The following is a 25,888-nucleotide window of genomic DNA, read 5'->3' as shown; positions in this document are numbered from 1 at the left end:
ATTAGTTATTATCAATCTTGCAAAATATAAATATACGAATAATCTTTTTACCTTTATCAACAAAAAATTGAAATAAAAGCAATACAAAAAATGACTACAATTGAACTACTTACCCCAGAGGCAGCATTTGAAACACTTGGATTATCATTGCCTCCTGCCCCACTTCCTTTGGGTGTTTATAAACCTTATTTGATTGATGGAAAATATTTATACTTGTCTGGACACGGCCCAGTAAATGACGATAAAAGTCTTATAATTGGTAGAATAGGCAAAGATTTGGACATCGAAGAAGGGAAATTGGCGGCTCGCCAAGTGGGTTTAACCATGCTTTCGACCATCAAAACGCACGTAGGAAGTTTAAATAAAATCAAGCGTGTAATTAAAATTTTGGGCATGGTCAACTGTGTAACTGAATTTGAACGTCACCCTTACGTAATTAATGGTTGTAGCGAACTTTTCGCCCAAGTTTGGGGAACAGAAAACGGAATTGGTGTAAGAAGTGCCGTTGGTATGGGAACACTTCCTGATAATATTCCTGTAGAAATTGAGGCGATGTTTGAACTTCACCAAGACTAAATAAAATGAGTAATAAAACTACTTGGTACAACATAAAAAACATTGATACGCTTGATACACCCGCTTTGGTAATTGACCGAAATGCTGTCAAGCGAAATATTGAAAAATTGGTGTCTTCAATTGATGAGGTTAGCCGTTTGCGACCGCACATCAAAACTCACAAAACGAAGGAGGTTACCAAACTTTTGCAATCAGCAGGAATCCAAAAATTCAAATGTGCAACCATTGCCGAAATGGAATTATTGGCGACTTGTGGCGTAAAAGACGTGCTTTGGGCGTATCAACCTGTGGGCGTAAAGTTGTTGCGATTGATTGAAACTATCCAACAATTTCCCGAAACACATTTTTCATGTTTGGTTGATTCTCTAATAGTTGCAAATGAAATGTCAAAAATTGCAACCGAAAAAAATGTAGTCCTTTCGCTGTATATCGACCTAAATGTTGGCATGAATCGCACGGGAATTTTACCCGAAAATGCTTTTGATTTGATTCAATTATTGCAAAAATTACCTGCTTTAAAAATTGAAGGTTTGCATATTTACGATGGGCATATTCACGATGCGGACATTGAAATTCGGAAACAAAAATGTGATAATTATTTTCCTTCGGTAGAAAATTTAGTGGAAAAACTTATCACAATCGGAATTGAAAATCTAAACATTGTGGCAGGTGGCACGCCTACTTTTCCGATTCATGCACAAAGAAAAACGATAGAATGTAGCCCAGGGACTTTTGTATTTTGGGATAAAGGTTATCAAAATTTATTTCAAGAACAAGATTTTGAAACGGCAGCTTTAGTGATTAGTCGGGTGATTTCTTTGCCCGATAAAGATAAAATTTGTTTGGATTTAGGTCATAAATCAATTGCGGCAGAAAATCCTTTAGATAGAAGAGTTTTTTTCTTGAATGCCCCAACCGTAACGTTTATCGGACAAAGTGAGGAACATTTAGTCTTGGGCGTTCCCGAAAATCATGACTACAAAATTGGTGATATTTTCTATGGATTACCGATTCATATTTGCCCAACAGTTGCTTTGCACGAACGAGCTTACATCGTTGAAGATGAAGAACTTACGGGTAAGGAATGGAAAATTATTGCCCGAGATAGAAAAATTAGTATTTAACTGTAGCACAGGTTTTAACCTGTTGTTGAAAAGTGACAGGTTAAAACCTGTGCTACTTTATTTAACAGGTTAAAAACCTGTGCTACTTTATTTAACAGGTTAAAACCTGTGCTACTTTATTTAACAGGTTAAAAACCTGTGCTACTTTATTTGACGGGTTAGAAACCCGTCCTACCTTTTATGTTTACAATAGACGCACATCTTGACCTTAGCATGAATGCGATGGAATGGAATCGTGATTTAAGATTATCCGTTTCGGAAATTCGGGAGCGTGAAAAAGGCATGACCGATAAACCCGACCGAGCTAAAGGAACGGTAACTTTTCCTGAGTTGAGAAAGGGAAATATTGGCTTGGTCGTTGCCACGCAAATTGCTCGTTTCGTAAAACCTGATAGCACTTTACCAGGCTGGGCATCGCCCGAACAGGCGTGGGCTCAAACGCAGGGGCAAGTTGCTTGGTATAAAAGCATGGAAGAATGTGGCGAGATGGTTCAAATTAATAACCTTGAATCGTTGGAAAAACATTTACAACTTTGGAACGACGGAACGCCCAATGAACATAAACCGATTGGCTATATTTTAAGTTTGGAAGGTGCGGATTCGCTTGTAACCATAAATGATGTAGAAAAAGCCTATCAATATGGTTTAAGAGCCATTGGTCCTGCCCATTATGGGGCGGGGCGATACGCTCAGGGAACAGATGCGACTGGTTTTATGGGGAAAGTTGGACAAGATTTATTGAAAGAAATGGAACGGCTCAACATCATTTTAGATGCCACGCATTTATGTGATGATAGTTTTTGGGAAGCCATGAATCATTTTAATGGAGCGGTTTGGGCGAGCCATAATTTATGCAGAAGTTTGGTAAATCATAATCGGCAATTTAGTGATGAACAAATTAAGGAGTTAATCAGTAGAGATGCGGTAATTGGCGGGGCGTTGGACGCTTGGATGATGGTACCCAATTGGATTCGAGGCAAATCAACGCCCGAAGGTATGAATTGTAATTTGGCGGTCATGGTTGACCACCTCGACCATATTTGTCAATTGGCAGGAAATGCACTTCATGTGGGCATTGGTTCAGATTTGGACGGTGCTTTTGGGCGTGAACAAAGTCCGTACGATTTAAATACCATCGCCGATTTACAAACCATTCCTACCATTCTTGAAAAAAGAGGTTATACCCCAACCGATATTGAAAATGTAATGCACGGCAACTGGTTGCGGTTTTTAAGGAAAAATTGGGCGTAAATACATGTATTAATAAGAAGAGCCGTCGGCTCGGAGTATCTTGTAGCGGTGGATTTCAATTCACCGCTACTATTTTTTAATTTCATTCTTATGTCAAAATCTACCATATTCTTTTGTAAAATAATTACCTTGACGTTCTTTTTGACATCAAATTTTTCGTTTGCACAAAAAAACGCAATCATTCCAAAACCTGTTTCTATCGTTCCAAATCAGGAAAAATTTACGCTAAACTCATCTACTGCCATTTTAAAAACTTCGGTTTCGTTAGATGGAAATGCTCAATTATTGCAAGAAGCCCTTGGTTCATTAACCCAATATTCTTTCCCGATTTCAAGCAATGTGACCCAAAATTTTATCTTGCTGAGCGTTGATTCTTCGAAGGTTTTACAGAAAGAAGGCTACCAATTGACGATTAATAAAAAGTCAATTGAAGTAGTTGGGCATGACGAAGCTGGCGTTTTTTACGGTCTTCAATCCTTAATTCAACTCGTTTATCAGGCTCAAAATAATCATTTTCAATTGGTAGGTTGTCAGATTAACGATTACCCAAGATTTTCGTATCGTGGTTTACATTTAGATGTAGGTCGAAATTTATTCCCGATTTCATTTCTCAAAAAATATATTGATTTGCTCGCCTTTTACAAAATCAATACGTTCCATTGGCACCTCACTGACGACCAAGGTTGGCGAATTGAAATCAAAAAATATCCCCTTTTGCAAAGCATTTCAGCTTACCGAGAAGAAACAATTATTGGGCATAAAAAAGATTCTCCTCATCGTTTTGATGGCAAAAAATACGGTGGATTTTATACACAAGAAGAAGTTAAAGATTTAGTAAAATATGCGTCCAAAAAGTATGTAACCATCATTCCAGAAATAGAAATGCCGGGACACGCTTTGGCGGCATTAACGGCTTATCCAGCATTGGGTTGCGTAGGAAATAAATACAAAACGGCTACCTTTTGGGGTGTTTTTGATGATGTTTTTTGTGCAGGAAACGACAGCACTTTTACTTTTTTACAAGATGTTTTAGATGAAGTCGTTACCCTTTTTCCTTCCAAATACATTCATATTGGAGGCGATGAATGTCCTAAAACTCGTTGGAAAGTTTGTCCAAAATGCCAAAAACGCATGAAAGAGGAACATTTAGCCGATGAACACGAATTACAAAGTTATTTTATCCGAAAAATGGAGAAATATTTAAACAGTAAAAATCGTGAAATCATTGGTTGGGATGAAATTTTAGAAGGCGGATTAAGCCCAAAAGCAACCGTGATGAGTTGGCGAGGGGAAGCAGGTGGCATTGCGGCAGCTAAACAAAAACACGATGTAATTATGTCGCCCGAAAGTCATTTGTATTTAGATTATTATCAATCACTTCGAGGTGATGAACCAACGGCAGCGGCAAATTTTACGCCACTCTCAAAAGTATATAATTACGAGCCTTTTTCAGCAGAATTATTACCTCAAGATGAGCCATTTATCAAAGGAGTTCAAGCCAATGTTTGGACAGAATATATGCCCACGCCTCAGCAGGTTGAATACATGGTTTTTCCGAGAGCAATCGCTTTATCAGAAATCGCTTGGTCGCCCAAAGAACTGCGAAATTATGATGACTTTTTAGTCAGATTACGTCAGCATGGAAGCATTTTAAAAGATAAAAAAGTGAATTTCTTTGACCGATTTGAGGAAATTACATATAATTTTTCAATGGAAAAATCAGGGGAAAGTATTATTCATTTAGCATCAACTTTACCAAATGCTAATATTCATTATACTTTAAATGGGAAAGTACCAACGGCAAACGACAAAGCATTTAAAAATCAGCTAATTATCTCAAAAAGCACCATTCTGAAAGCCCAAATATTTGTCAATAAAAAACCTTACGGAAAGGTATTTGAGCAAGATTTCAAGTACCATAAAGCAATTGCAAAAAAGGTAATTTTGACCCATCAACCCAAAGCAAGTTATAATCCTGATATGCCTTTCGTCTTGGTCAATGGATTAACGGGAAATAGCCGTTACAACAATACACAATGGGTTGGTTTTAGTGGTGAAAATTTGGAAGCGGTCATTGACTTAGAAAATGTACAAAACGTTTCCAAATTGGGTTTAAATATCTTAAAATATCATTGGCAGAGAATGTGGGAGCCAAATGTCTTAACTTTTTCATTGTCGGAAGACGGCAAAAATTATCAAGAAGTTTATCGAACTAATCATTTTCCAGCGAACGGAATTAATGCAATTCGGGCGAAAATTCAAGCAAAAAAAGCTCGTTTTGTAAAAATTCAAGCCGAAAATAAAGGCATCATTCCTGTCGGAGAATATGGTGCAGGCGGAAAAGCGTGGTTATTAGTCGATGAATTTTACGTGGAGTAATAAATCTCATGAAAAGAAAACGGAACTATCTACAATTTGTCGCAGAATAAAATTTGACCACAGATTGTACTGATTCAACGGATTTACACGGATAAATTTAAAGAAAAATCAGTGTAAATCCGTTTTATCTATTCTATCCGTGGTCTAATTTTGTCTTGCGACAAATAGTAGATAATTCCGAAAGAAAAAGAAGCTATTCAGCTTCTTTTTCTTTTTTAAACCTATACAGATAAGGAGCCTTATTCGCAGCACCCGTAAACTTCTTTTCAAGACGGTCTAACACGTTCAAATCCAACATTTTTTTCTGAAAATTATTTCTGGCAAAAGGTTTATCATAAACGGCTTCGTACAATTCTTGCACCTCTCGCATCGTAAAAGTTTCTGGCAATAAATTAAACCCAATCAGTTTTTCATCCAAATTTTGTCGGAGCGTTTCCAAGGCATAAGCTACCATTTCGTTATGATCCATAATCAATTTTGGCAATTCTTTGATATTATACCATTCTATTGATTCATCAAAATCAGTACATTTTGGATAAACTTTGTTGATGTCCACTAAAGCATAATAGCCTATCGAAACAAATCTTTTTGTCAGCCAATTAATATTATTATCATCAAAAATACCCTTTTCTCTCAACTCTTGTTTGACAAAACTCATCCCCTCAAATATCTCATTATTAACACGTTGTGGTTCACCAAAAACTCTAAATTGCTCCAAATAAATATCTCTAATCCCTGTTCTTTCTTCCAAAATTCTGAGTGCGGCTTGGTCAATTCCTTCATCTTGCAAGATAAAACCACCTGGCAAAGCCCATAGATTTTCTTTTAAATCCAATTTTGGAACGAGAACTTTCAATGCTCCATCCTTATATCCCAAAATCACACAATCAATCGAAAGCTGATGAATAAAGTTATGTTCGTCAAATAATTTCATTTAGATGTTTTTTTAAACTTACAAAGTTAAGTTATATCCTTAAATTCAACCGCTCATAAAATATAATTATTCAAAGATATAGTAAAATTAAAAATATTGTCTCAAAAATAGACAATAAATTAAAATTGTTTTACATTTGTTGAATAAATTGAAAAGAAGATGAATGCTAAAAATTTAAAAGTGGCAGTTGTTACAGGTGCTGCACGTGGAATTGGTTTTGAAATTGCCAAAAGATTTCATGCCGAAGGCTATCATGCAATCATCATTGACAATGATAAACTTACCATGCAAGAATGCCAAAGTCGCTTGAACGGAGAAATTGGATATTCTTATTTTTTGTGTGATGTTTCAAATCCAGAAGCTGTAAAAACCACTTTTGAGGAGATTACAGAACAATTTCCAGCCATTCATGCACTCGTCAATAATGCAGGAATTGCTATTTTCAAACCTGCCGAAGAAGTTACTTTTGAAGATTGGAGTGCTGTAATGAGTGTCAATTTAAACGGAACATTCCTTTGCAGTCAAGCCTGTTTATCGGCATTAGTTTTAGGACAGGGAAGTATTGTTAATATTGCCAGTATTTCGGGTGTGCGTGCAAGCACTTTACGCATCGCTTACGGTACAAGTAAAGCGGCAATTATGCACCTAACCAAACAGCAAGCCGTTGAATATGGCAATAAAGGTGTGCGTGCCAATGCCGTTGCACCTGGCCCAGTAGAAACTGAAATGGCTAAATTGGTACATAGTGCTGACATTAGAACCTCCTATGCAGATGCCATCCCATTGGCTCGATACGGTACTACCGAAGAAATTTCAAACATGGTTTATTTCTTATGTAGCCCACAAGCGAGTTATATCAACGGACAAATTATTGCCGCCGACGGTGGTTTTGATGCCGCTGGCGTTGGCTTGCCAAGTTTGAGAAATTAATGTTGAGTAAAATCTTAAATTGAATCTAAAGTAAACATGAAAAGACACATTTGGTTAGCTATTATCGCCTCAGCAATGGGCTTTTTTGTTGATTTATACGACATTATTATTCTCAGTATTGTCCGTTCAAAAAGCCTTTTGGAAATCGGTGTTCCTGCTTCGGAGTTACTTTCCAAAGGTGTTACCTTGATAAACGTCCAAATGGTTGGAATGTTGATTGGTGGATTTATTTGGGGAATTATTGGCGATAAAATGGGACGGCTTTCTGTATTATTTGGCTCAATTATATTGTACTCAAGTGCCACATTTGCCAATGCTTATGCACCCAATTTTGAAATATACCTATTTTTGAGATTCTTAGCAGGTGTAGGTTTGGCAGGAGAATTAGGAGCTGCCATCACATTGGTGACAGAACAAATGCCCCAAAAATATCGAGGAATTGGCCCTGCATTAATTGGTGGTTGTGGAATGTTAGGAGCAATTTTCGGGGCGTATATTGGAGGAAAATATTCTTGGCAATTTACCTATCAATTGGGCGGTGGCTTAGGTTTTGTCTTGTTACTTTTAAGGCTTGGTGTACTTGAATCGGGTTTATTCAACAATATGAAAGGAAACACGACTTCTAAAGGAGATTTACGATTATTGTTCAAGAATAAAGATTACATCAAGAAATATATCAGTATTTGTGTGTTGGGTTTTCCTGTTTGGTTTGTAAATGGTGTCGTGATGACCTTCACACCAGAAATTGGCAAAGCATGGGGCATGAATCCAATCCCTTCAGTATCAGCGGTTTTTACTTACTATTTTATCGGTCTTACCTTCGGTGATTTGACTGGCGGTTTTGTAAGCCAATACCTAAAAAGCCGTAAAAAAGCCATTCGTTTATACTTGTCACTTTATACAGTGGGAGCGATTGTTTTCTTTACCGTTGCCAATCAATCTTTGACTCTTTATTACGGACTTTTATTGTTTTTAGGTTTTTGTGTAGGCTATTCAATTGTATTGCTCACGTTGGCAGCAGAGCAATATGGAACAAATATTAGAGCAACTGTTACGACTTCTTCCTTGAATATTTTGAGAGCTACCGTTATTCCTCAAACGCTACTTTTTGGATTGTTAGTACCAAGTTTGGGAGAGCCAAAAGCCGCAATGGTTGTGGGTGTATTAGCCATTTTAATTGCCTTTTGGGGCTTGAGCAATTTGGAAGAAACTTTTGATAAAGATTTGAATTATACAGAATAAAGAAGTCTAATTACACTGTTTAATTAGTTATCTGGATAATTTTTATTCCAAAATCTTGTAGAACTTCCCGAAAGTAGAAAGAACTTTCGGGAAGTAGTCGAGAGGTTCACTTCCCGAAAGTTCTTTACCCGCAATGGATATTGTTTCGGGAAGTTGAAGAAACTTATTAAACACTGTACTAATATAATACAACTAAAATAATCTCAATTAACTTAACCTTCAATTTTACAATTTCATGAAAAACAAATTTTTCTTTAACCTAAAAATGTTCGTACAAGCATTTTTTATGTTAATCATCATTCACAACATTTCCGCCCAAAGCAAAATCAATGTTTTGGTGTTTAGCAAGACTGCCGCTTTCCGACATCAATCAATTGGTGCAGGAAAAATTGCTCTTGAAAAATTGGCAAAAGAGAAAGGTTTTGGGGTGTCTTTTACAGAAGATGCTTCACAATTTTCAGAATTAAACCTAAAAAAATTCAATACAGTAATCTTTTTGAATACAACTGGTGACATTTTGAACAACGAGCAACAAGCCGTTTTTGAACGTTACATTCAAGCGGGTGGTGGCTATGTTGGTATCCACGCCGCAACCGATACCGAATACGAATGGACTTGGTATAATCAATTGGCAGGTGCTTGGTTTTTAGACCACCCTTCTACGCCAAGTAATGTACAAAAAGGTAAGTTTTTTGTAACTCAGAAGAATGAATTTACGGCTGGAATGCCTGATACTTTTGAAAGAAGTGATGAATTTTACAGTTTCAAAAATATCTCTCCAAAAATTAATGTAGTCTTAAAAATAGATGAAAAAAGCTACATTGGTGGAAATAATGGCGATAATCACCCAATCAGTTGGTATCAAGAATTTGAAGGTGGACGTTCTTTTTATACCGCAATGGGACATACGGATGAGACTTTTGCTGAACCTCTTTTCTTAAATCATCTTTGGGCTGGAATCAAATATACGACTGGTGGAGAGAATCCAAAACCACTTGATTTCTCAAAATCAAAACCTGAAGAAAATCGTTTTACAAAAGTAATTTTAGAAGAAAAACTCGATGAACCTGTTGAATTGGCATTACTTGATAAAGACCGTGTGCTTTTTATTCAACGTAAAGGCGAAGTAAGATTGTACAATACAAAAACGAAAACGCTTAAAACGATAACAAAACTGCCTGTAAGTTTAAAATATGTAAATAAAGAAGGAAAAGAATCGGTAGCAGAAGATGGACTTTTGGGATTGAACAAAGACCCAAATTTTGCTCAAAATTCTTGGATTTATATGTATTATTCTTCTTTGAAAGGTTCGTACAACGTACTTTCAAGATTTACGATGAAAGGGGATGAAATACTTTTAGATTCTGAAAAAGAAATGTTAAAAGTAGAAACGCAACGTGAAGAATGTTGTCATACTGGAGGTTCTATTGCTTGGGACAAAGCAGGCAATTTATTCCTTTCAACAGGTGATAATACCAACCCACACGCTTCAAATGGATATAGTCCAAGCGATGAACGTCCAGGTAGAAGTGCTTGGGATGCTCAAAAATCTTCGGCAAATACCAACGATTTACGTGGTAAAATCATTAGAATAAAACCTCAGGCAGATGGTACTTATACCATTCCAGAAGGAAACTTATTTCCAAAAGGTAATGATAACGACCGCCAAACACGTCCAGAAATCTTCACGATGGGACACCGTAACCCATACAGAATTTCAGTTGACCAAAAGAATGGTAAATTATACTGGGGAGATGTTGGGCCAGATGCTTCAAAAGCAGACCCAAATCGTGGTGCAGCAGGTACTTGTGAGTTTGGACAAGCTCCAACGGCAGGAAATTACGGCTGGCCTCATTTTGTGGGAGACAATAAAGCGTATCACAAATTCAACTTTGAAACCAATCAGTCGGGTGATAAATGGGATTATTTAAAACCTATGAATACCTCGCCAAACAACACAGGTTTAAGTTTATTACCACAGGCAAGAGCTGCCATGATTTGGTATGATTACGGCAATAGTCCAGAATTTCCATTATTAGGTGCAGGAGGTTGTAACCCAATGGCTGGCCCAGTTTATGACAAAGCTGCTTTTGCCACCGCAAACAGAGCGTTTCCGAAATATTATGATGGAAAATTCTTTGCTTATGAATGGATGCGTGGTTGGATTATGGCAGTAAGTTTTGACAAAGACGGAAATTATTCATCAATGGAGCGTTTTATGCCAAGCTATAAATTTAGTAACCCGATGGATATGGAATTTGCTGATAATGGCGATTTATATATGCTTGAATATGGTAGTGGTTGGTTTACAGCTAATGACGATGCCCGCTTAATTCGTATTGAATACAATGGAGGAAATCGTAAACCACAAATTCAGGCGAGTGCAAACCAAATGGGTGGGGCAATTCCATTTAATCTAAAATTAAGTGCAAAAGGTACAAACGATGCTGATGGAGATATTTTGAAATACACTTGGAAAATTACTTCTAAAAGTGGTTTTGTTAAAATCTTCCCAACGCAAGATGCTAATGTAGCTTTAACAAAAGCAGGTATTTATAAAGCAACACTTACCGTTGATGATGGCAAAGGGGGAATCAATACGCAGTCTATGGAAATTACCGCAGGAAATGAGCCTCCAGTTTTGAGCCTTGATATGCCAAAAGCCAACAAAAGTTTTTATGTTGCCAATAAGTCTTTCGATTATGAAATCAAGGTAAAAGACAAAGAAGATGGAGAGTTAAACAAAGGGATTTCGCCTGAAAATGTTGCCGTAAATATTGACTATTTGGCAGAAGGTTTTGATAAAAACATGATTGCGATGGGACACCGTTCGGCTGATGCAAGTGCTGCGTATGCCACAGGTAAAAAACTGATTGATGGTAGTGATTGCATGGCTTGTCATAAAAAAGATTCTAAGTCAATCGGGCCAGCTTACCGTGAGGTGTCTCTAAAATATAAAGGTGATGCTAAAGCATTAGAAACGCTTACCAAAAAAGTTATTTCGGGTGGAAGTGGCGTTTGGGGAGAAACCGCAATGGCAGGGCATCCACAACTTTCAACGGCAGAAGCGTCGGAAATGGTAAAATATATTTTGAACATTACTAACGAAAAACCGAAAGAGAAATCTTTACCTGTAAAGGGTTCATTTACGACAAAAGCTCCTGCATCTGATAAAAATAAAGGCGTGTACATTGTGCGTGCCGCTTATGAAGACCAAGGTGCAAATGGTTTACCTGCCTTGAAATCGGAACAAAGTTTTGTATTGAGAAACTCGAAAATTGACCCGCATGGTTTCGACGAATATGTTGATATTAACAAAATGGCTTTTGGTGGAAACAACTTAGCGATTCCTTCAAAATCGGGTGCTTACATGATTTTGAAACAAGTTGATTTAACAGGCGTTTCTGAAATTCAAGTTGGTGCAACTGCTCCAAAACCACAATTAAATGCAGCGGGTGGAACAATTGAAGCACGCTTGGGTAGCCCAACGGGAGCATTATTAGGACGTTCGGCATTTTTAGAACCATCTGATAAAATGGATTTTACCCCAAAATCAGTTGCTATTCCGCTTCAGTTACCAAATAATTTAAACGGAAAACTACAAGATGTTTGTATTGTATTCTCGAATCCGAAGGCAGATGCAGGCTCGTTGATGGTGGTAATGGGATTTGATGTGAAATTGTTGAATGTAAGCGATGCCGTTGAAGCTCCAAAAGTTGAACAAGTAAACGGTGCAAATACAGATTTCTTTGCTGGAAAATGGACGGCAACTTTTATCGGAACTCCACAAGGTGATGCAGAACTTTTGTTAGAATTAAATAGAAATAACGGAGTTCTTGAAGGAACTATCGCTGCTAAAATTGACAATAAAGCGGTTAAAATTGATAAAATTGAAGAGACATCGGATAAACTTACACTACATTTCAAAATGAGTGGTTTCGATATAAATACAACATTTGAGAAGGTTGATAACGATAATTTACAAGGTTCGTTAATGGGGATGTTTAAAACAAAAGCAGTTCGAATTAAATAAGTGAAACCATAATTAAACAATCGAAAAATGAAAAAAGTAAGTATCCTTCTCATCGCTTTATTCTTCGGAATAGCTATCAAAGGTTTTTCACAAACCCCAGCACCTGCTCCAGCAACAGATTTTTTTGCAGGGAAATGGGAAATCTCTATTTTTGGAACACCTCAAGGTGATATTAAAATGGTAACCGAACTTGTCCGCAAAGACGGAAAATTGACTGGAGAATTAAAGGACGCAACTGATTCTTCAAAACCAATCATTCCGATTACTGCAATTGAAGAAAAAACAGGAGAAATCGAAATCTCTTTTTCAGCTTCGGGATATGATTTAACATTACCATTGAAAAAAGAAGATGACGATAATTTAAAAGGGCAACTCATGAATATGTTTGATGCCAAAGCAAAAAGAGTCAAATAAATAATTTAAAAGCAGGTGACACAAATCACCTGCTTTTGTTTTTACAAGGCTTAATATTCGCTAAAATTTATAGTCTTCCCGAACAGGACTAAAAATATCGAATAACTTACAAGGTGTCAAAGCCTTCCCTCCATGAACAACATTAGGCGGAATTACTGCCACTAAACCATTTTCATAAATGCGTGTTTCATCCCCAACCGTCAGCTCAAATCTTCCTTCAATAACTGTGGTAATTTGCTCATGAAAATGGGCGTGCATCGGTAAAACGGCTCCTTCTTCCACATCCCAATAGCCCAAAGTAAGAGTATCAGTATGAATAAATCTGGCTACAAAACCTTTCACTATTTCTTTTTCTGGTAAAGTTGTTATTTCAATCATTTTTGTGTCCTTTGAGGAAAAATTTGTTCTTAATCTGTGAATTTACGGGAATTAAAACTTCCATTTTGCCCAATCATGTATAATTTCATATTAATTTAGGCAAATCGGGCTTCATAAATTAATCAAAATCAGCATAATCAATGCAGGCAATCATTAACTATTTTCAAAAATTTCTTCCTGTGAGTTTAGAAGAAAAAGAATTGATAACATCAAAATTTTCCCTTCTGAATATCAAACGCAAGCAAATGATACTGCAAGAAGGATTTGTTTGCAAACACTACTTTTTTGTGGTAGAAGGTTGCTTTAAAATGTACGCTATTGATGAAAAGGGGAATCAACACAATCTACAATTTGCTGCTGAAAACGATTGGATAGCTGATATTGGTAGCTTTCACTCCCAAAAACCAAGCAAATTATTCATCGAAGCCATTGAGCCATCCGTTATCTTGCAAATAGAGCAACAAGATTTATATTTCCTTTATCAAAACATTACTAAACTTAACATAATTTTTAAAGTAATTATCGAGAACAAATTCGTTGAATTACAAAATCGTGTTTTGCAAAATATCAGCTCCACAGCCCAACAGCGGTATCTAATTTTTTTGGAACAATATCCTCATTTGGCTCAAAGAATACCCAATACACAAATTGCATCATATTTGGGAATTACACCCGAATTTTTGAGCAAAATCAGAAAAGACCTTTCCCTAAAGTCCATTTCTTAAGATAGTTTAAGGGTATTTATAAATTTCTCGCCCCAATTTTGTAACCAATCAACACATTCATATTACGACTTGAAGAATAAATCTTTAACTTGTTGATTCATAATATTTTAATCAGTATAAAACTCAAAAACATGAAAAAAATTACTTTATTACTTGCCATGATTTTTGCATTAGCAACTTCCCAATCAGCAAATGCACAAGCCTCAATAGACGAAATGGTAAAAGAATGGGAAAGAGCAAAAACCTACACAAAAGAATATTTAGATGCGATGCCAGAAGCAGGTTATGCCTTGAAACCAACGCCCGAAATGCGTTCTTTTGCTCAACAAATGTTACATTTAACAGATGCTAATTATGGTTTTGCTGCCGCAGCAACAGGTGAAAAAAGTCCAGTAGGAATGGGAGAATCAGAGAAAACAACGGACATTTCGAAAGAAAATGTTTCAAAAATAGTATTGGCAGGTTACGATTTTGTCATCAGTGGCATAAAAAAAATGACTCCTGCACAATTGAATGAAAATGTTAAACTTTTTGGACGTTTTGAAATGACAAAAGGAGCGGCTCTAAATAAGAGTTTTGAACATCAGACCCACCACAGAGGACAAGGAACGGTATATATTCGTTTGGCAGGTGCAAAACCACCACAAGAAATGTTGTTTTAATGAAACGTGAAAAAAATTATTGGCAATTTTAAAATACTCAAGGATTGAACTCGCATAAAATTATTTATCTCAACAATTTTTGATACAATTTAAAAGCTATGTCTTGTACAAATAAAACATTTAAAAGAATCTTTTAAATGTTTTAAAGAAAATATAAAACTATTTAGTCTATTGGTATTATAGATTAAATAGTTTTATTAGTTTTGTCAAAATAATAAATAGACATAGAATTAAAATTATCAGTGAGTCGAAACAGTCGATTTTTTTTATACGTATTTAGTCTATAAAATCTATCGGATAAATATTTTTAATTATAAAATCCTTGAAAATGAAACATTTTAAAACATTTACTTTCATCATTTCCGCTATTTTGCTACCATTTTTTTTATCAGCACAAGATAACCCTATTATTAATGCCACGGTTTCAGGTAGAGTTACTGATGCAAAAACAACTGAAATATTGATTGGGGCAACGGTTTCAATTAAAGGGACAACCAACGGAGCAACTACCGATGCAAATGGTGAATTTTCCCTAATTACAGGTCAAAAACTGCCTTTTACCTTGATAATTTCATATATTGGCTATCAGAAAAAAGAGGTTTTAATTAATAATGGTAAGATTGAAATTCAACTCGAAGAAAATACCAATCAACTTTCGGACGTAATCGTTACGTCGAGACGTAGGCAAGAATCAGTGCAAGATATTCCTATACCAATTTCTGTAATCAGAGGTTTTGCGGCAGAGGATGCAGGTGCTTTTAATCCTAATCGTTTGAAAGAATTAATTCCGTCGGTACAATTATATTCTTCAAATGGTAGAAATACAACCCTAAATATTCGTGGATTGGGTTCTTCTTTTGGTCTAACCAATGATGGAATTGACCCAGGGGTTGGCTTTTATGTGGATGGAGTTTATTATGCAAGACCTGCCGCAACAGCTATTGACTTTGTTGATATTGACAGAATTGAGGTTTTGCGTGGACCCCAAGGAACATTATTTGGGAAAAATACTACTGCTGGGGCTTTTAATATTACCACAAGAGCTCCAAGTTTTACGACTGGAGCAAGTTTTGAAACGAGTTATGGAAATTTGAATTATATTCAAGCAAAAGCTTCAATAACAGGAGCTTTGAGTAAAAAATTAGCGGCAAGGGTTTCTTTTTCAGGGACTCAACGAGACGGCACTCTTTTCAATACAACTACCTTAAAACCTACTAATGCATTAAATAACTTAGGCTTTAGGACTCAATTACTTTATACACCTTCAGACAACGTTAATATAACTTTTGCTGGAGATAATGCTCGCCAAAGACCTGATGGAAATGCAACTGTTGTGGCAGGTGTTGTTACTACCAAAAGAGCTGCGTATCGTCAATTCTATGCAATCATTGCTGATTTGGGATATAAATTGCCTACTACAAATCCATTTGATAGAGTTACTGATGCGGATTCTCCTTGGCGTGTAAATAACGATTTTGGAGGAGCTTCAGTCAATATTGATGCTAAAATTGGAAAGGGAACAATTACTTCTACGACAGCGTGGCGTTATTGGATTTGGGATCCGTCGAACGACAGAGATTTTATTGGTTTACCTGTTTTGACCAAATCTCAAGGAAATTCAAGACATGACCAATGGACACAAGAAATCCGATATGCAGGACAGTTTTCGGAAAAGTTAACAGGTGTTTTCGGAATTTTCTTAATTGACCAACTTTTAACTTCTGACCCTGTACAAACCGAAGAATCGGGCTCAGCTCAATGGAGATTCTCCCAAAGTTCAACTTCAACATTATGGAAAACAGCAGGGTTATTTGATGGTTTTGGAACAAAAACAACTTCAAGATTAAAAACGTTGGGAGCAGCTGTATTTAGTCAGGTTGACTGGTCAATTACCGATAATCTACATTTATTACCTGGTCTTCGTTTTAACTATGACAAAAAAGATGTTGACTACAAACGTGAAATTTATGGGGGTTTACAAACAACAGACCCTGCATTATTAGCACTAAAAAATGGCGTTTATACCAATCAATCGTTTAATTTTAGTGTCGATGAAAATAATATTTCTGGACAGGTTACTTTAGCTTATAAACCCAGTAAAACATTCAACGTATTTGCTACTTATGCCAATAGTTATAAACCCGTTGGCGTTAATTTGGGTGGGCTTCCAACGGCAAATGGAATTACATTAATTGAATTGGCAAAAGTCAATCCAGAGTTTGTGACGCACTATGAAATTGGGATTAAAACCCGACCAACACCACAATCCACCCTAAATATTACCATTTACAACACTGATATTAAGGATTATCAAACACAAGTACAGACTGCTGAGGTAGGGGTAAATAGAGGATATTTGGCAAATGCTGAAAAGGTAAGTGTAAAAGGTGTGGAATTGGACGGAAATATCAGAGTGGGCAATCATTTATCGTTCAATACGGCAGTTTCTTACACCGATGGTAAATATATTTCGTTCAAAAATGCACCAGTACCTTTAGAAGAAACAGGTGGAACATCGGCATTTAAGGATATTTCGGGAGGAATATTGCCTGGAATTTCTAAATGGGCTGGTTCAATCGGTGGAGAGTATAGCCGTGCTGGAAAATTATTGAATCTGAAAGGAAATCATTTCGTCGCTCTTGATGCTTATTATCGTTCATTGTTTTCGTCAAGTGCTTCTCCTTCACAATTTTTAAACATTGATGGTTATGCTTTATTGAACGGAAGAATCGGATTTAGAGCTTCCAATGGAGTATCCATTTTATTATGGGGAAGAAATATTTTAGATAAAAATTATTTTGAACAATTATTACCAGCCGCAGGAAATGCAGGACATTATGCCGCAGTTTTGGGCGACCCTGCCACTTATGGCACAACCTTTAGATTCACTTTCTAAGAAAATTAGTGACCCTATTTCTTATTTGACTGAGGTAGAATTAGGTTTTCATTCTTAATGATTTCGATTGAGATTCACTATGCAAATTGAAGAATCACGATTAATAAAATCGTGATTATCAGCGGTTTATTTTATCATATTGTTTTATTTTGTCCCTATTTATTAAACAACGGATTGAATGATTAGACTAAAGATTAAACAGATTTATTACCGTGTTTAATAAGTTTCGGAATTATCTACTATTTGTCGCAAGACAAAATTAGACCACGGATAGAACAGATAAAACAGATTTACACTGATTTTTCTTTAAATTTATCCGTGTAAATCCATTGAATCAGTACAATCTGTGGGCTAATTTTATTCTGCGACAAATTGTAGATAGTTCCGATAAGTTTTAAGAAAAATTTTATCCTCAAGGGGAATTACCCGAAAGTAGAAATAATTTTCGGGTAGTTTTTTGAGAGAGTTAAAATTCCCCAAATAACTTATTAAACAGTGTATTTATACAGAAAAATTAAAGGAAAATCATAAGTCCGTTAAGCGTATAAATCTTTTCAATCTGTGGTTAAATTTTGTCTTGCGACAAAAAGAAAATAAGTCTGTTTTTATTTAATATCATTTTTATTTCTCTCCAAAATCAAACGTCCAACTCTAAAAATAGTGAGTCCCAACAAAGCACAACCAGCCATTACTGCCGTCATGGGTACACTTGTTCCGTTACTCAAAACACCTACCAAAGCAGCCGCTAATGAGCCAATTCCCATTTGAATTGCTCCTAAAAGTGCCGAAGCACTTCCTGCCTCTTTTGAAAATGGAACTAATGAAAGTGCCGAAGAATTGGGAAAACTAAATCCTTGACAACATAAAAATATAAAAATCAATAAAATGGTGGAGTATAAATTAAGCCCGTCCGTTACACTTCCTAAACATAACAATATTCCTACCACCGTCTGAATGGTTAAAACAACTCTTACAATTTGTTCTGAACGGTATTTTTTAAGAGCTAAATTATTAAGTTGGCTGCTCAAAATCAATCCACCTGCCAACAAACCAAATATCCATCCGTATTGCTGTTCAGTAACTTTATAAATTTTCATAAATACGAAAGGTGAACCCGACAAATAGGCATACACCCCGCCAGATACCATTGAACCCGCAAAAGCATACGTAAAAAACTGTGGATTCTTGAAAATATTAAAGAAAGTTGGAATGATATGCTGAGGTTTCAGCGAGATACTTTGGTCAGGGTTTTTACTTTCTGCCAGTTTAAAAATTACGGCAAAAAACAATAAAAACCCCATGCCCGCTTGCAACCAAAATACTGAATGCCAGCCCATTGCCGTAATCATATAGCTACCAACGGTGGGTGCAATAATGGGAGATACACCCAAAATTAAAATCAAAGTAGAAAATATTTTGGCACTTTCTTCTACTGGAAAACTGTCTCTGACAATAGCTCTGGGAGCAACCATTCCTACACAACCACCCAATGCTTGCAAAAAACGTAGGGCAATCAACATTTCGATAGAAGTAGCCAAAGCACAGCCCACCGATGCCAAAAAGTAAATTACTAAACCAATGAGGAGTGGTGTTTTGCGACCAAAACGGTCAAGCAATGGCCCATAAATTAGTTGTCCAACGGAAATCCCAATAAAGAAACTCGATAGGGAATAAGAAACATCATCAACAGTTACGTTCAAATCGGTAGCGATACTGGGAAATCCCGACAAATAAGTGTCGATAGAAAATGGGCCAATTGCCGATAATAAACCTAATATTAAAATTAAAACGGTACGATTGTTCATAAAGAAGTTAATTGAGGTACAAATTTACCTCGAAATACTTGTGAATCAAATTAGCGAAGAATGTCACAAGACACCCTTCGCCAATTTGAATTATAATCCAGTAGATTTCTCCATTGCCTCTGTGTAACGAGTACCCATAATTTTGATTTCTTCCGAAGCTTTCGTAAGCTCTGCTAATTCAACTGACGATAATTCAATATTTACCGCTCCATTATTTTCAAGAAGACGATGAGTTTTCGTTGTTCCTGGAATTGGTACAATCCAAGGTTTTTGAGCCAAAACCCATGCCAAAGCAATTTGTGCATTAGTTGCACTTTTCATTTCTGCAAATTTGGCAATTATGTCTAATAATCCTTTGTTGGCAATACGTGCTTCTTCGGTATATCTTGGTAAAACGGCACGAATATCTCCTGCTTCAAAGGTTTGTTTTTCGTCAATTTTTCCCGTCAAATAACCTTTTCCAAGTGGACTAAAAGGTACAAAACCGATACCTAATTCTTCAATTGTTGGGATAATTTCTGTTTCATGCTGACGAGTCCACAGTGAATATTCGCTTTGAAGAGCCGACACCGCTTGTTCAGCATGGGCTTTCCGAATAGTCCCTGCTCCTGCTTCAGAAAGTCCAAAATATTTAGCTTTACCCTCTGATATTAAGTCTTTTACAGTTCCTGCAACATCTTCGATAGGCACATTTGGGTCAACACGATGTTGGTAAAGTAAATCTATACATTCCACACCTAATCTTTTTAATGAACTTTCAACCACTCTTCTAATTGTTTCTGGACGGCTATCAACCCCTAACATTTTACCATCTACAATATTAAAGCCGAATTTGGTAGCAACTTGTACTTTTCCTTTGAAAGGAACAATGGCCTCTCCAACCACCGCTTCGTTGGTATATGGGCCATAAACTTCTGCGGTGTCAAAAAAAGTTATTCCTTCTTCTATCGCTTTCCGAATAAGAGCTATTGAATCTTCTCTTGGAGGCAAGGGAGTGTATCCAAAACTCATTCCCATACACCCTAATCCCAAAGCTGAAACTTTTAATCCACTATTACCTAATTTTCTGGTTTGCATAAAACTTTCTTAGTTTAAAATCTTAAATCAAAATTATTTGATAACCTTAAAAATAAACGGAAGTATCAACCATTTGTCGCAGAGAAGATTAGACCACAGATTTAATCTTGCGAAAAACTCCTTATAGTTCCGAAAATGAATAATTAAAATGAAACAATAACTTACAAAAATCAAACATTTCTAAATTTTGTAGGACTTTGAGAAACGTATTTTTTGAAAAAATTATTAAAGTGTGTAACCTCTGTAAAACCCAATGCAAAAGCAATTTCTGCAACATTCCATTTACTATGTCTGAGCAATATTTTGGCTTCTTGTAATAATCTTTCAGCGATAAGTTGAGTGGTTGTTTTTTGCGTTGTTTCTTTTATAGCTCTGTTCAAATGATTGACGTGAACATTCAACTGATTTGCAAAGTCAGAAGCTGTCCGCAAGTTGATTTTAGGGTGATTTTCCTCAATGGGAAATTGTCTTTCCAATAATTCTAAAAACATTGCTGAAATACGTTGAGACGCATTTATTTGCATTTTTTCATGGTCAGATGCAGGTTGCATCTTCATGGCAAAATGGATAAGTTCAAAAACTAAATTCCGTAAAACATCATATTTGTAAACATAATCAGACTTAATTTCGTCATTCATTTTTTGATAAATAATTCGGATTTGGTCAGCTTGTTCGTCAGTCAGTTCAAATACGTGATTTCCAGTTGGTTGAAAGACCGAATATTGGCTTAAATCTCCAAACCTTAGAAAGAAATTACTGTTAAAAATACAATAAACACCTTCTTGAATTCGCTCCAGATGGTCGCATTTATATGGAATTTGAGGATTGGAGAAGAATAATGCTTGTTTTTTAATTGACACTACTCTATCGGCATAAGCCATTTCAATATCTCCTAACACAAACATAATTTTATAAAAATCACGTCTTTTATAAAGTAGAGGTTTAGGTTTCCCTACTTCCACCACTTCGTGAGGAAAAACGTTGAAATGCCCAATTTCATTTCGGATATTTTCAGGCATCCAAACAAATTTTCTTTTATAAAAATCCTCTAATGATTCTATATTTTCCATATTATTGTTATTACGAAATTCAAACTATTAACTAAATGTTTGAAATACTTTAATTTGACGGATATTTCATAAAATGATACTTTTGTTTAGTAGTCTCTTTTGTTTTAGCGGTCAGACGATAGTCAGACCGATAAAACAAGCCAAATTGACCGAAATAGAATACTCGGTCAGACGATAGTCAGACCGCTAAAACAAGCCAACTTAAAGTTTTTCAAGCACTAAAATGAATACATTAAACTCATGTTCCAAACAAAGTCTTCACTCGGAATGTTTGAGTCAATTTTCTTATTCATAATTGATGAAATGGTAAAAGGAGAATTCTGCTTTGCCAAAGTAAAGGTAGAAGTAACGTAATAACCATCTTGTTCATCCATTTGCAAATAATATAATTGAGGAGCAATTTTCAGGTAATAATCCCCTGCGATTTTAAGATTATTCAAATTACCACTTAGGGCAACAAAATTTGTATTTTTGGTAGCTTCTGCAAGCCCTCTTGCATACAAATAATAAATTCCCAAGCTCACTTTTTTAGAAATAACATAAGTTGGTGTCAACTCGCTGGCATAAAAACGTCGCACGGTAATGAGGTCTTTCGTAACCCCATTAATTGTACCAACTGTACTTGAGAAAACCGTAGAAGGGTGAGCACCAATGCCCATTTTAAATTTTTCAGATTGGATTAATTTATATCTGAACCAAAAAATGAACGACCAAGGTTTTGCTTCCTCAATCGCAAAGCGAAACTGAGGTTCAAAACTAAAGCGGTTTTTAGCCACCACTAAGTCGAAAATTGTGGCTGGTTTACCCAAGGTAAAAGTTGGAATGACAGAAATACCATTGTTTGTTACCGTTATTCCTCCATGAACATTAATTTTTGAATGCAAACTATCTGCATTTTGCGAAAAAGAAAAGTACGTAACAAAAAGGAAGAAGATAAAAAAGAAGGTCTTTTTTGAGTGTTTTTGAGATTTCAAAGAATTCATTTGTCTAATTAATAGTCTGATACTAAAATACAAAATTCTTTATAAATACGAATATCAAACAACATAATTCAAACGAAAACTTACGAAATTCAAACAATTGACTTGAAGCAGAAAAAAGGAGAGGAATTTTAAAAAAATATTATTCAGAGCTGTTTTTACTCAAATGAATAAGCAAAACAGCTCTGAATATAGAATTAAGCGGCTTTTTGTCTGAATTTGGCAACTCGATTTTTAGCAGACTCAATAATATAATACATACATGGCACCAAAAGTAGGGTTAAAAACATTGAACTTGTCAAACCACCAATAATAACCCATGCCATCCCATTTTTTACTTCCGCACCCGAACCCGTAGCTAAAGCAATTGGCAACATACCTGTTATCATGGCGATGGTTGTCATCAAAATTGGACGTAAACGTTCTTTCCCTGCTTCAATTAATGCTTCTTTTACAGACAAACCTTGTTCTTTTAAATGGTTGGTAAAGTCAACAATTAAAATACCATTTTTGGCTACCAAACCCAACAACATAATCAAACCAACGATAGCGAAAATCGTTAATGATTCCATTGTTAAAGCCAATGCTAACAACGCCCCAATTAAGGCAACAGGAATTGAGAAAAGTACCACAAATGGGTAAACAACGCTTTCGTAAAGTGCCACCATGATGAGATAAACCAATAAAATACCTAATAACATGGCTAATCCTAAACTTCCGAAAGCATCTTTTTGGCGTTGTGCTTCTCCTTGATAATCAATGACTACTCCTTCTGGAATTTTGAGTTTAGCAATTTCTTTCTGTATATCAGCTACGATTGTTCCTGTTGGGCGACCAACCGCCGAAGCCGTTACTTTAATTGAGTTCATTCTGTCAGAACGTTCCAAAACTGCTTGACCAACAATTTCCGAGACGTTTGCGACATCTTTCAATTTTATAATTGCTCCACGACTATTACGCAGGGTTAATTCACGAACGCTTTCAATAGAACGCTTATCAGATTTTTCCAACGAAATATTAATAGGATACTCCTCCCCTGCTTGTTTGAATTTCGATTGGTCGTTTCCTCTAAACGCCAACTGTATCGCTCCTCCTACTTCTGGAATACTCAAACCTGCATTACCAATTTTATCACGGTCGAGCTGAATGGCAATTTCGGTCTTTAAACTTTTTGTACTAAACTCAACGTAATCCGTTCCTGGTGTTTTTCTAACAATTGCTTTAATTTGATTCGCCACTTCTTGAATGACCGACATATCAACCCCTTTTACCGCAATTTGAATTGGAGCTTCACTCCCACCCGTCAATGAAACTGGTCGAATCACAACTTTTACCCCTGAAATATGATTTATTTCGTCTCTTATGGCTGTACTGAAAGCATCTGTTGAAACTTTACGGTGTTCTTTTTCCACCAATGTTACCGAAATTTCTGAGATATTTGAATTCGAACTTCCTGTTCCTGCTGCACCTGTTTGAGTTCCTACATTGGCAAAAACCTTTGAAACTTCTGGTTTTTGCAATAAAATCTGTTCAACTTGTTTGGTTATCAAATTAGTTTGCGACAAAGGCGTTTGAGGTGCCATTTCAAGCTGAATGGCAAACTCGCCACGGTCGCCCGAACCTGCAAATGATGAACCAACAAACCCAGTTGCCAACAAAGAAACCGACCCAATAAACATGGCAATTATGGCAATTAAAACCCATCTTTTATGCCCAAGTGACCATGTTAAGAGTTTACCATATTCTTCTTTGACCTTATTCAAAAATCTTTCAAATGCCAAATTTATTCTTCCCCAAAGGCTTGATTCGCTCAAAATTTCAATTTTCCCCCATCTTGAAGCTAAGAGTGGAGTCAAAGTAAATGAAACAAACAAACTCATTAAAGTTGAGAATACCACAACTAATGAAAACTCCCGTAAAATATTTCCAATTAATCCACCACTCATTGACAATGGTAAGAATACCACCACGTCAACTAAAGTAATGGCAATGGCAGTAAATCCAATTTCTTGGCGACCTTCAATAGCTGCTTCTACTTTACTTTTTCCCATTTCAAGGTAACGGTAGATATTTTCTAAAACCACAATACTATCATCCACCAAAATACCAACGACTAAGGAAAGCCCCATCAATGTCATCAAATTGAGTGAAAAACCAAAAATATACATTAATATAAATGTGGGAATCATTGCCGATGGAATAGCGACCAAAACAAACAACGAACTTCTAAAACTGTGTAAGAAAAATAACATTACTGCTCCCACAATGATAATTGCCAAGAATAAATCGTGCATTACGGCATCTGCTGAAGCCAAAGTATAAATTGATTGGTCGGCGGCAATGTCATAAGAGAAGTTTTTAGAAGCGTACGCAATTTGAATTTGCTTCAATTTTTCTTTTACCGACTTACTTACATTCACTGCATTGGCATCTGCTTGTTTTACAATTTCAATCCCGATTCCTGCTTTTCCATTATTGCGGTTAAGCGTTTTTGTCTCGGTTTGTCCATCGGTAATAATGGCAAGGTCTTTTAATAAAACTCGACTTCCATCAGCATTTTGACGAATAATCAAATGTCTAAGTTCTTCAACCTTTACTAATTTCGCATCTAAACGAATTGACGTTCTACTATTATTACTCAAAACACTTCCCGCAGGATACGAACTATTACTATTTGCAATCGTTTGATTTACCTGTGCCGACGAAATATTATAAGCCTGCAATTTGTCATTGTCTAAATCAACTTGAATTTCTCGCTCATTTCCACCAATCAAACGAACAGTACCAACACCTGCTACGTTCGACAAAACAGGTTTGATTTTCTGCTCAATAAGGTCGTATAATGCTGGTTCAGACATATTTGCCGAAGCACTAATTCTCAATACAGGAATCTCATCAGTATTAAAACGATTCACAACAGGATCGTTGGCATCATCTGGCAAGGTTGATTTTATCTGATTAATTTTTCTTTCGGCATCTCTTTGGGCATCAAGCGTATTGATACCCGATTTTAATTGCACCGTTACCAACGAAAGTCCTTCTGATGAAGATGACGAAATTTTATCAATCCCTTCAATCGCAGAAATGGCTTCTTCAATGGGTTTGGTAATGGTATTTTGAATTTCATCGGAAGACGCACCACGATAAGTAGTTTGAACGATGATAACATTGGCTTCAAATTTTGGTAAAAGGTTATAATTCAATTGTTTATAACTCACAAAACCAAATAAAATCAGCGTCACGAAAATTACTGAAATCAGTAATGGTCGTTTTATAGATATTTCGGTAATTGACATAATGATATTGGTTAATTGGTGATTAGTTACTGGTTGATTTGTACTGTTAACTGATTAATCTACTGGGTAATGAAAACATTTTTTCACTCTTGTAAAACCAATTTCCAGTAACTAAT

The 25,888-nt window shown here is 36.0% G+C and carries 19 protein-coding genes; 11 read left to right on the top strand and 8 right to left on the bottom strand.

What is annotated here, in order from left to right; translation table 11 throughout:
• Window positions 1-90 precede the first annotated feature (90 nt).
• The 4 genes from VB796_RS15640 to VB796_RS15625 all read left to right on the top strand — a co-directional run bounded on the left by VB796_RS15640 (window position 91) and on the right by VB796_RS15625 (window position 5,330).
• Window positions 91-576, top strand: coding sequence for a RidA family protein (locus VB796_RS15640; RefSeq protein ID WP_323347501.1), 486 nt, complete (start codon window positions 91-93; stop codon window positions 574-576).
• Between the two features lie 5 nt (window positions 577-581).
• Window positions 582-1,700 carry a D-TA family PLP-dependent enzyme gene (locus VB796_RS15635; RefSeq protein ID WP_323347500.1) on the top strand — a complete coding sequence of 373 codons (1,119 nt, stop codon included), beginning with the start codon at window positions 582-584 and terminating at the stop codon, window positions 1,698-1,700.
• Between the two features lie 180 nt (window positions 1,701-1,880).
• Window positions 1,881-2,951, top strand: coding sequence for a dipeptidase (locus VB796_RS15630; protein ID WP_323347499.1), 1,071 nt, complete (start codon window positions 1,881-1,883; stop codon window positions 2,949-2,951).
• A gap of 90 nt (window positions 2,952-3,041) precedes the next feature.
• The gene (locus tag VB796_RS15625; RefSeq protein WP_323347498.1) at window positions 3,042-5,330 is read left to right on the top strand and encodes a family 20 glycosylhydrolase; all 2,289 of its coding nucleotides are present in this window, start codon (window positions 3,042-3,044) and stop codon (window positions 5,328-5,330) included.
• Window positions 5,331-5,523: 193 nt separating this feature from the next.
• Here the strand turns inward: VB796_RS15625 and VB796_RS15620 are convergent, their stop codons facing one another.
• Window positions 5,524-6,264: an NUDIX hydrolase gene (locus tag VB796_RS15620; RefSeq protein ID WP_323347497.1), complete on the bottom strand. Its 741-nt coding sequence runs from the start codon at window positions 6,262-6,264 to the stop codon at window positions 5,524-5,526.
• A gap of 159 nt (window positions 6,265-6,423) precedes the next feature.
• On the opposite strand from VB796_RS15620, the gene VB796_RS15615 reads away from it, so the two are divergent.
• Together VB796_RS15615 and VB796_RS15610 are read left to right on the top strand one after the other, a co-directional pair.
• A complete protein-coding gene (locus VB796_RS15615; RefSeq protein WP_323347496.1) occupies window positions 6,424-7,194 on the top strand; it encodes an SDR family oxidoreductase in 771 nt (256 codons plus the stop codon).
• A gap of 36 nt (window positions 7,195-7,230) precedes the next feature.
• Complete coding sequence (locus VB796_RS15610; RefSeq protein WP_323347495.1) at window positions 7,231-8,436, top strand: MFS transporter; 1,206 nt, start codon at window positions 7,231-7,233, stop codon at window positions 8,434-8,436.
• Window positions 8,437-8,478: 42 nt separating this feature from the next.
• On the opposite strand, the gene VB796_RS15605 is transcribed toward VB796_RS15610, so the two are convergent.
• Window positions 8,479-8,610, bottom strand: a complete 132-nt coding sequence (locus VB796_RS15605; protein WP_323347494.1) for a hypothetical protein — start codon at window positions 8,608-8,610, stop codon at window positions 8,479-8,481.
• Between the two features lie 61 nt (window positions 8,611-8,671).
• Between VB796_RS15605 and VB796_RS15600 the strand changes: the two genes are divergently transcribed.
• Both VB796_RS15600 and VB796_RS15595 read left to right on the top strand, forming a co-directional pair.
• On the top strand, window positions 8,672-12,469 hold the full coding sequence (locus VB796_RS15600; RefSeq protein ID WP_416233527.1) for a ThuA domain-containing protein: 3,798 nt from the start codon (window positions 8,672-8,674) through the stop codon (window positions 12,467-12,469).
• 27 nt (window positions 12,470-12,496) lie between these two features.
• Window positions 12,497-12,883, top strand: coding sequence for a hypothetical protein (locus VB796_RS15595; protein ID WP_323347493.1), 387 nt, complete (start codon window positions 12,497-12,499; stop codon window positions 12,881-12,883).
• A gap of 60 nt (window positions 12,884-12,943) precedes the next feature.
• On the opposite strand, the gene VB796_RS15590 is transcribed toward VB796_RS15595, so the two are convergent.
• Window positions 12,944-13,261, bottom strand: a complete 318-nt coding sequence (locus VB796_RS15590; RefSeq protein WP_323347492.1) for a cupin domain-containing protein — start codon at window positions 13,259-13,261, stop codon at window positions 12,944-12,946.
• A gap of 140 nt (window positions 13,262-13,401) precedes the next feature.
• On the opposite strand from VB796_RS15590, the gene VB796_RS15585 reads away from it, so the two are divergent.
• The 3 genes from VB796_RS15585 (at window position 13,402) to VB796_RS15575 (ending at window position 17,544) form a co-directional block, all read left to right on the top strand.
• Window positions 13,402-13,986: a Crp/Fnr family transcriptional regulator gene (locus tag VB796_RS15585; protein WP_323347491.1), complete on the top strand. Its 585-nt coding sequence runs from the start codon at window positions 13,402-13,404 to the stop codon at window positions 13,984-13,986.
• 131 nt (window positions 13,987-14,117) lie between these two features.
• Window positions 14,118-14,648, top strand: a complete 531-nt coding sequence (locus VB796_RS15580) for a DinB family protein (protein WP_323347490.1) — start codon at window positions 14,118-14,120, stop codon at window positions 14,646-14,648.
• Window positions 14,649-14,976: 328 nt separating this feature from the next.
• Window positions 14,977-17,544: a TonB-dependent receptor gene (locus tag VB796_RS15575; RefSeq protein ID WP_323347489.1), complete on the top strand. Its 2,568-nt coding sequence runs from the start codon at window positions 14,977-14,979 to the stop codon at window positions 17,542-17,544.
• A gap of 605 nt (window positions 17,545-18,149) precedes the next feature.
• Here VB796_RS15575 and VB796_RS15570 read toward each other — a convergent pair.
• From VB796_RS15570 to VB796_RS15550, 5 genes are all read right to left on the bottom strand, one after another.
• A complete protein-coding gene (locus tag VB796_RS15570; RefSeq protein ID WP_323347488.1) occupies window positions 18,150-19,349 on the bottom strand; it encodes a multidrug effflux MFS transporter in 1,200 nt (399 codons plus the stop codon).
• Window positions 19,350-19,439: 90 nt separating this feature from the next.
• Window positions 19,440-20,426 (bottom strand): aldo/keto reductase, encoded by a 987-nt coding sequence (locus VB796_RS15565; RefSeq protein WP_323347487.1) that lies wholly within the window; start codon window positions 20,424-20,426, stop codon window positions 19,440-19,442.
• A 170-nt stretch (window positions 20,427-20,596) separates the two neighbouring features.
• Window positions 20,597-21,496: a helix-turn-helix transcriptional regulator gene (locus tag VB796_RS15560; RefSeq protein WP_323347486.1), complete on the bottom strand. Its 900-nt coding sequence runs from the start codon at window positions 21,494-21,496 to the stop codon at window positions 20,597-20,599.
• Window positions 21,497-21,714: 218 nt separating this feature from the next.
• Entirely contained in the window at window positions 21,715-22,479 is a 765-nt protein-coding gene (locus VB796_RS15555) for a hypothetical protein (protein ID WP_323347485.1), read from the bottom strand.
• A gap of 194 nt (window positions 22,480-22,673) precedes the next feature.
• A complete protein-coding gene (locus tag VB796_RS15550) occupies window positions 22,674-25,772 on the bottom strand; it encodes an efflux RND transporter permease subunit (RefSeq protein ID WP_323347484.1) in 3,099 nt (1,032 codons plus the stop codon).
• Window positions 25,773-25,888: the final 116 nt, after the last annotated feature.

Origin of the sequence: Arcicella sp. LKC2W (assembly GCF_034931005.1) — a bacterium.
In the GTDB taxonomy this organism is placed as follows: Bacteria; Bacteroidota; Bacteroidia; order Cytophagales; family Spirosomataceae; genus Arcicella.
Note: the sequence above shows the minus strand (reverse complement) of the source record. Positions and strands in the feature narration are given on the sequence as shown.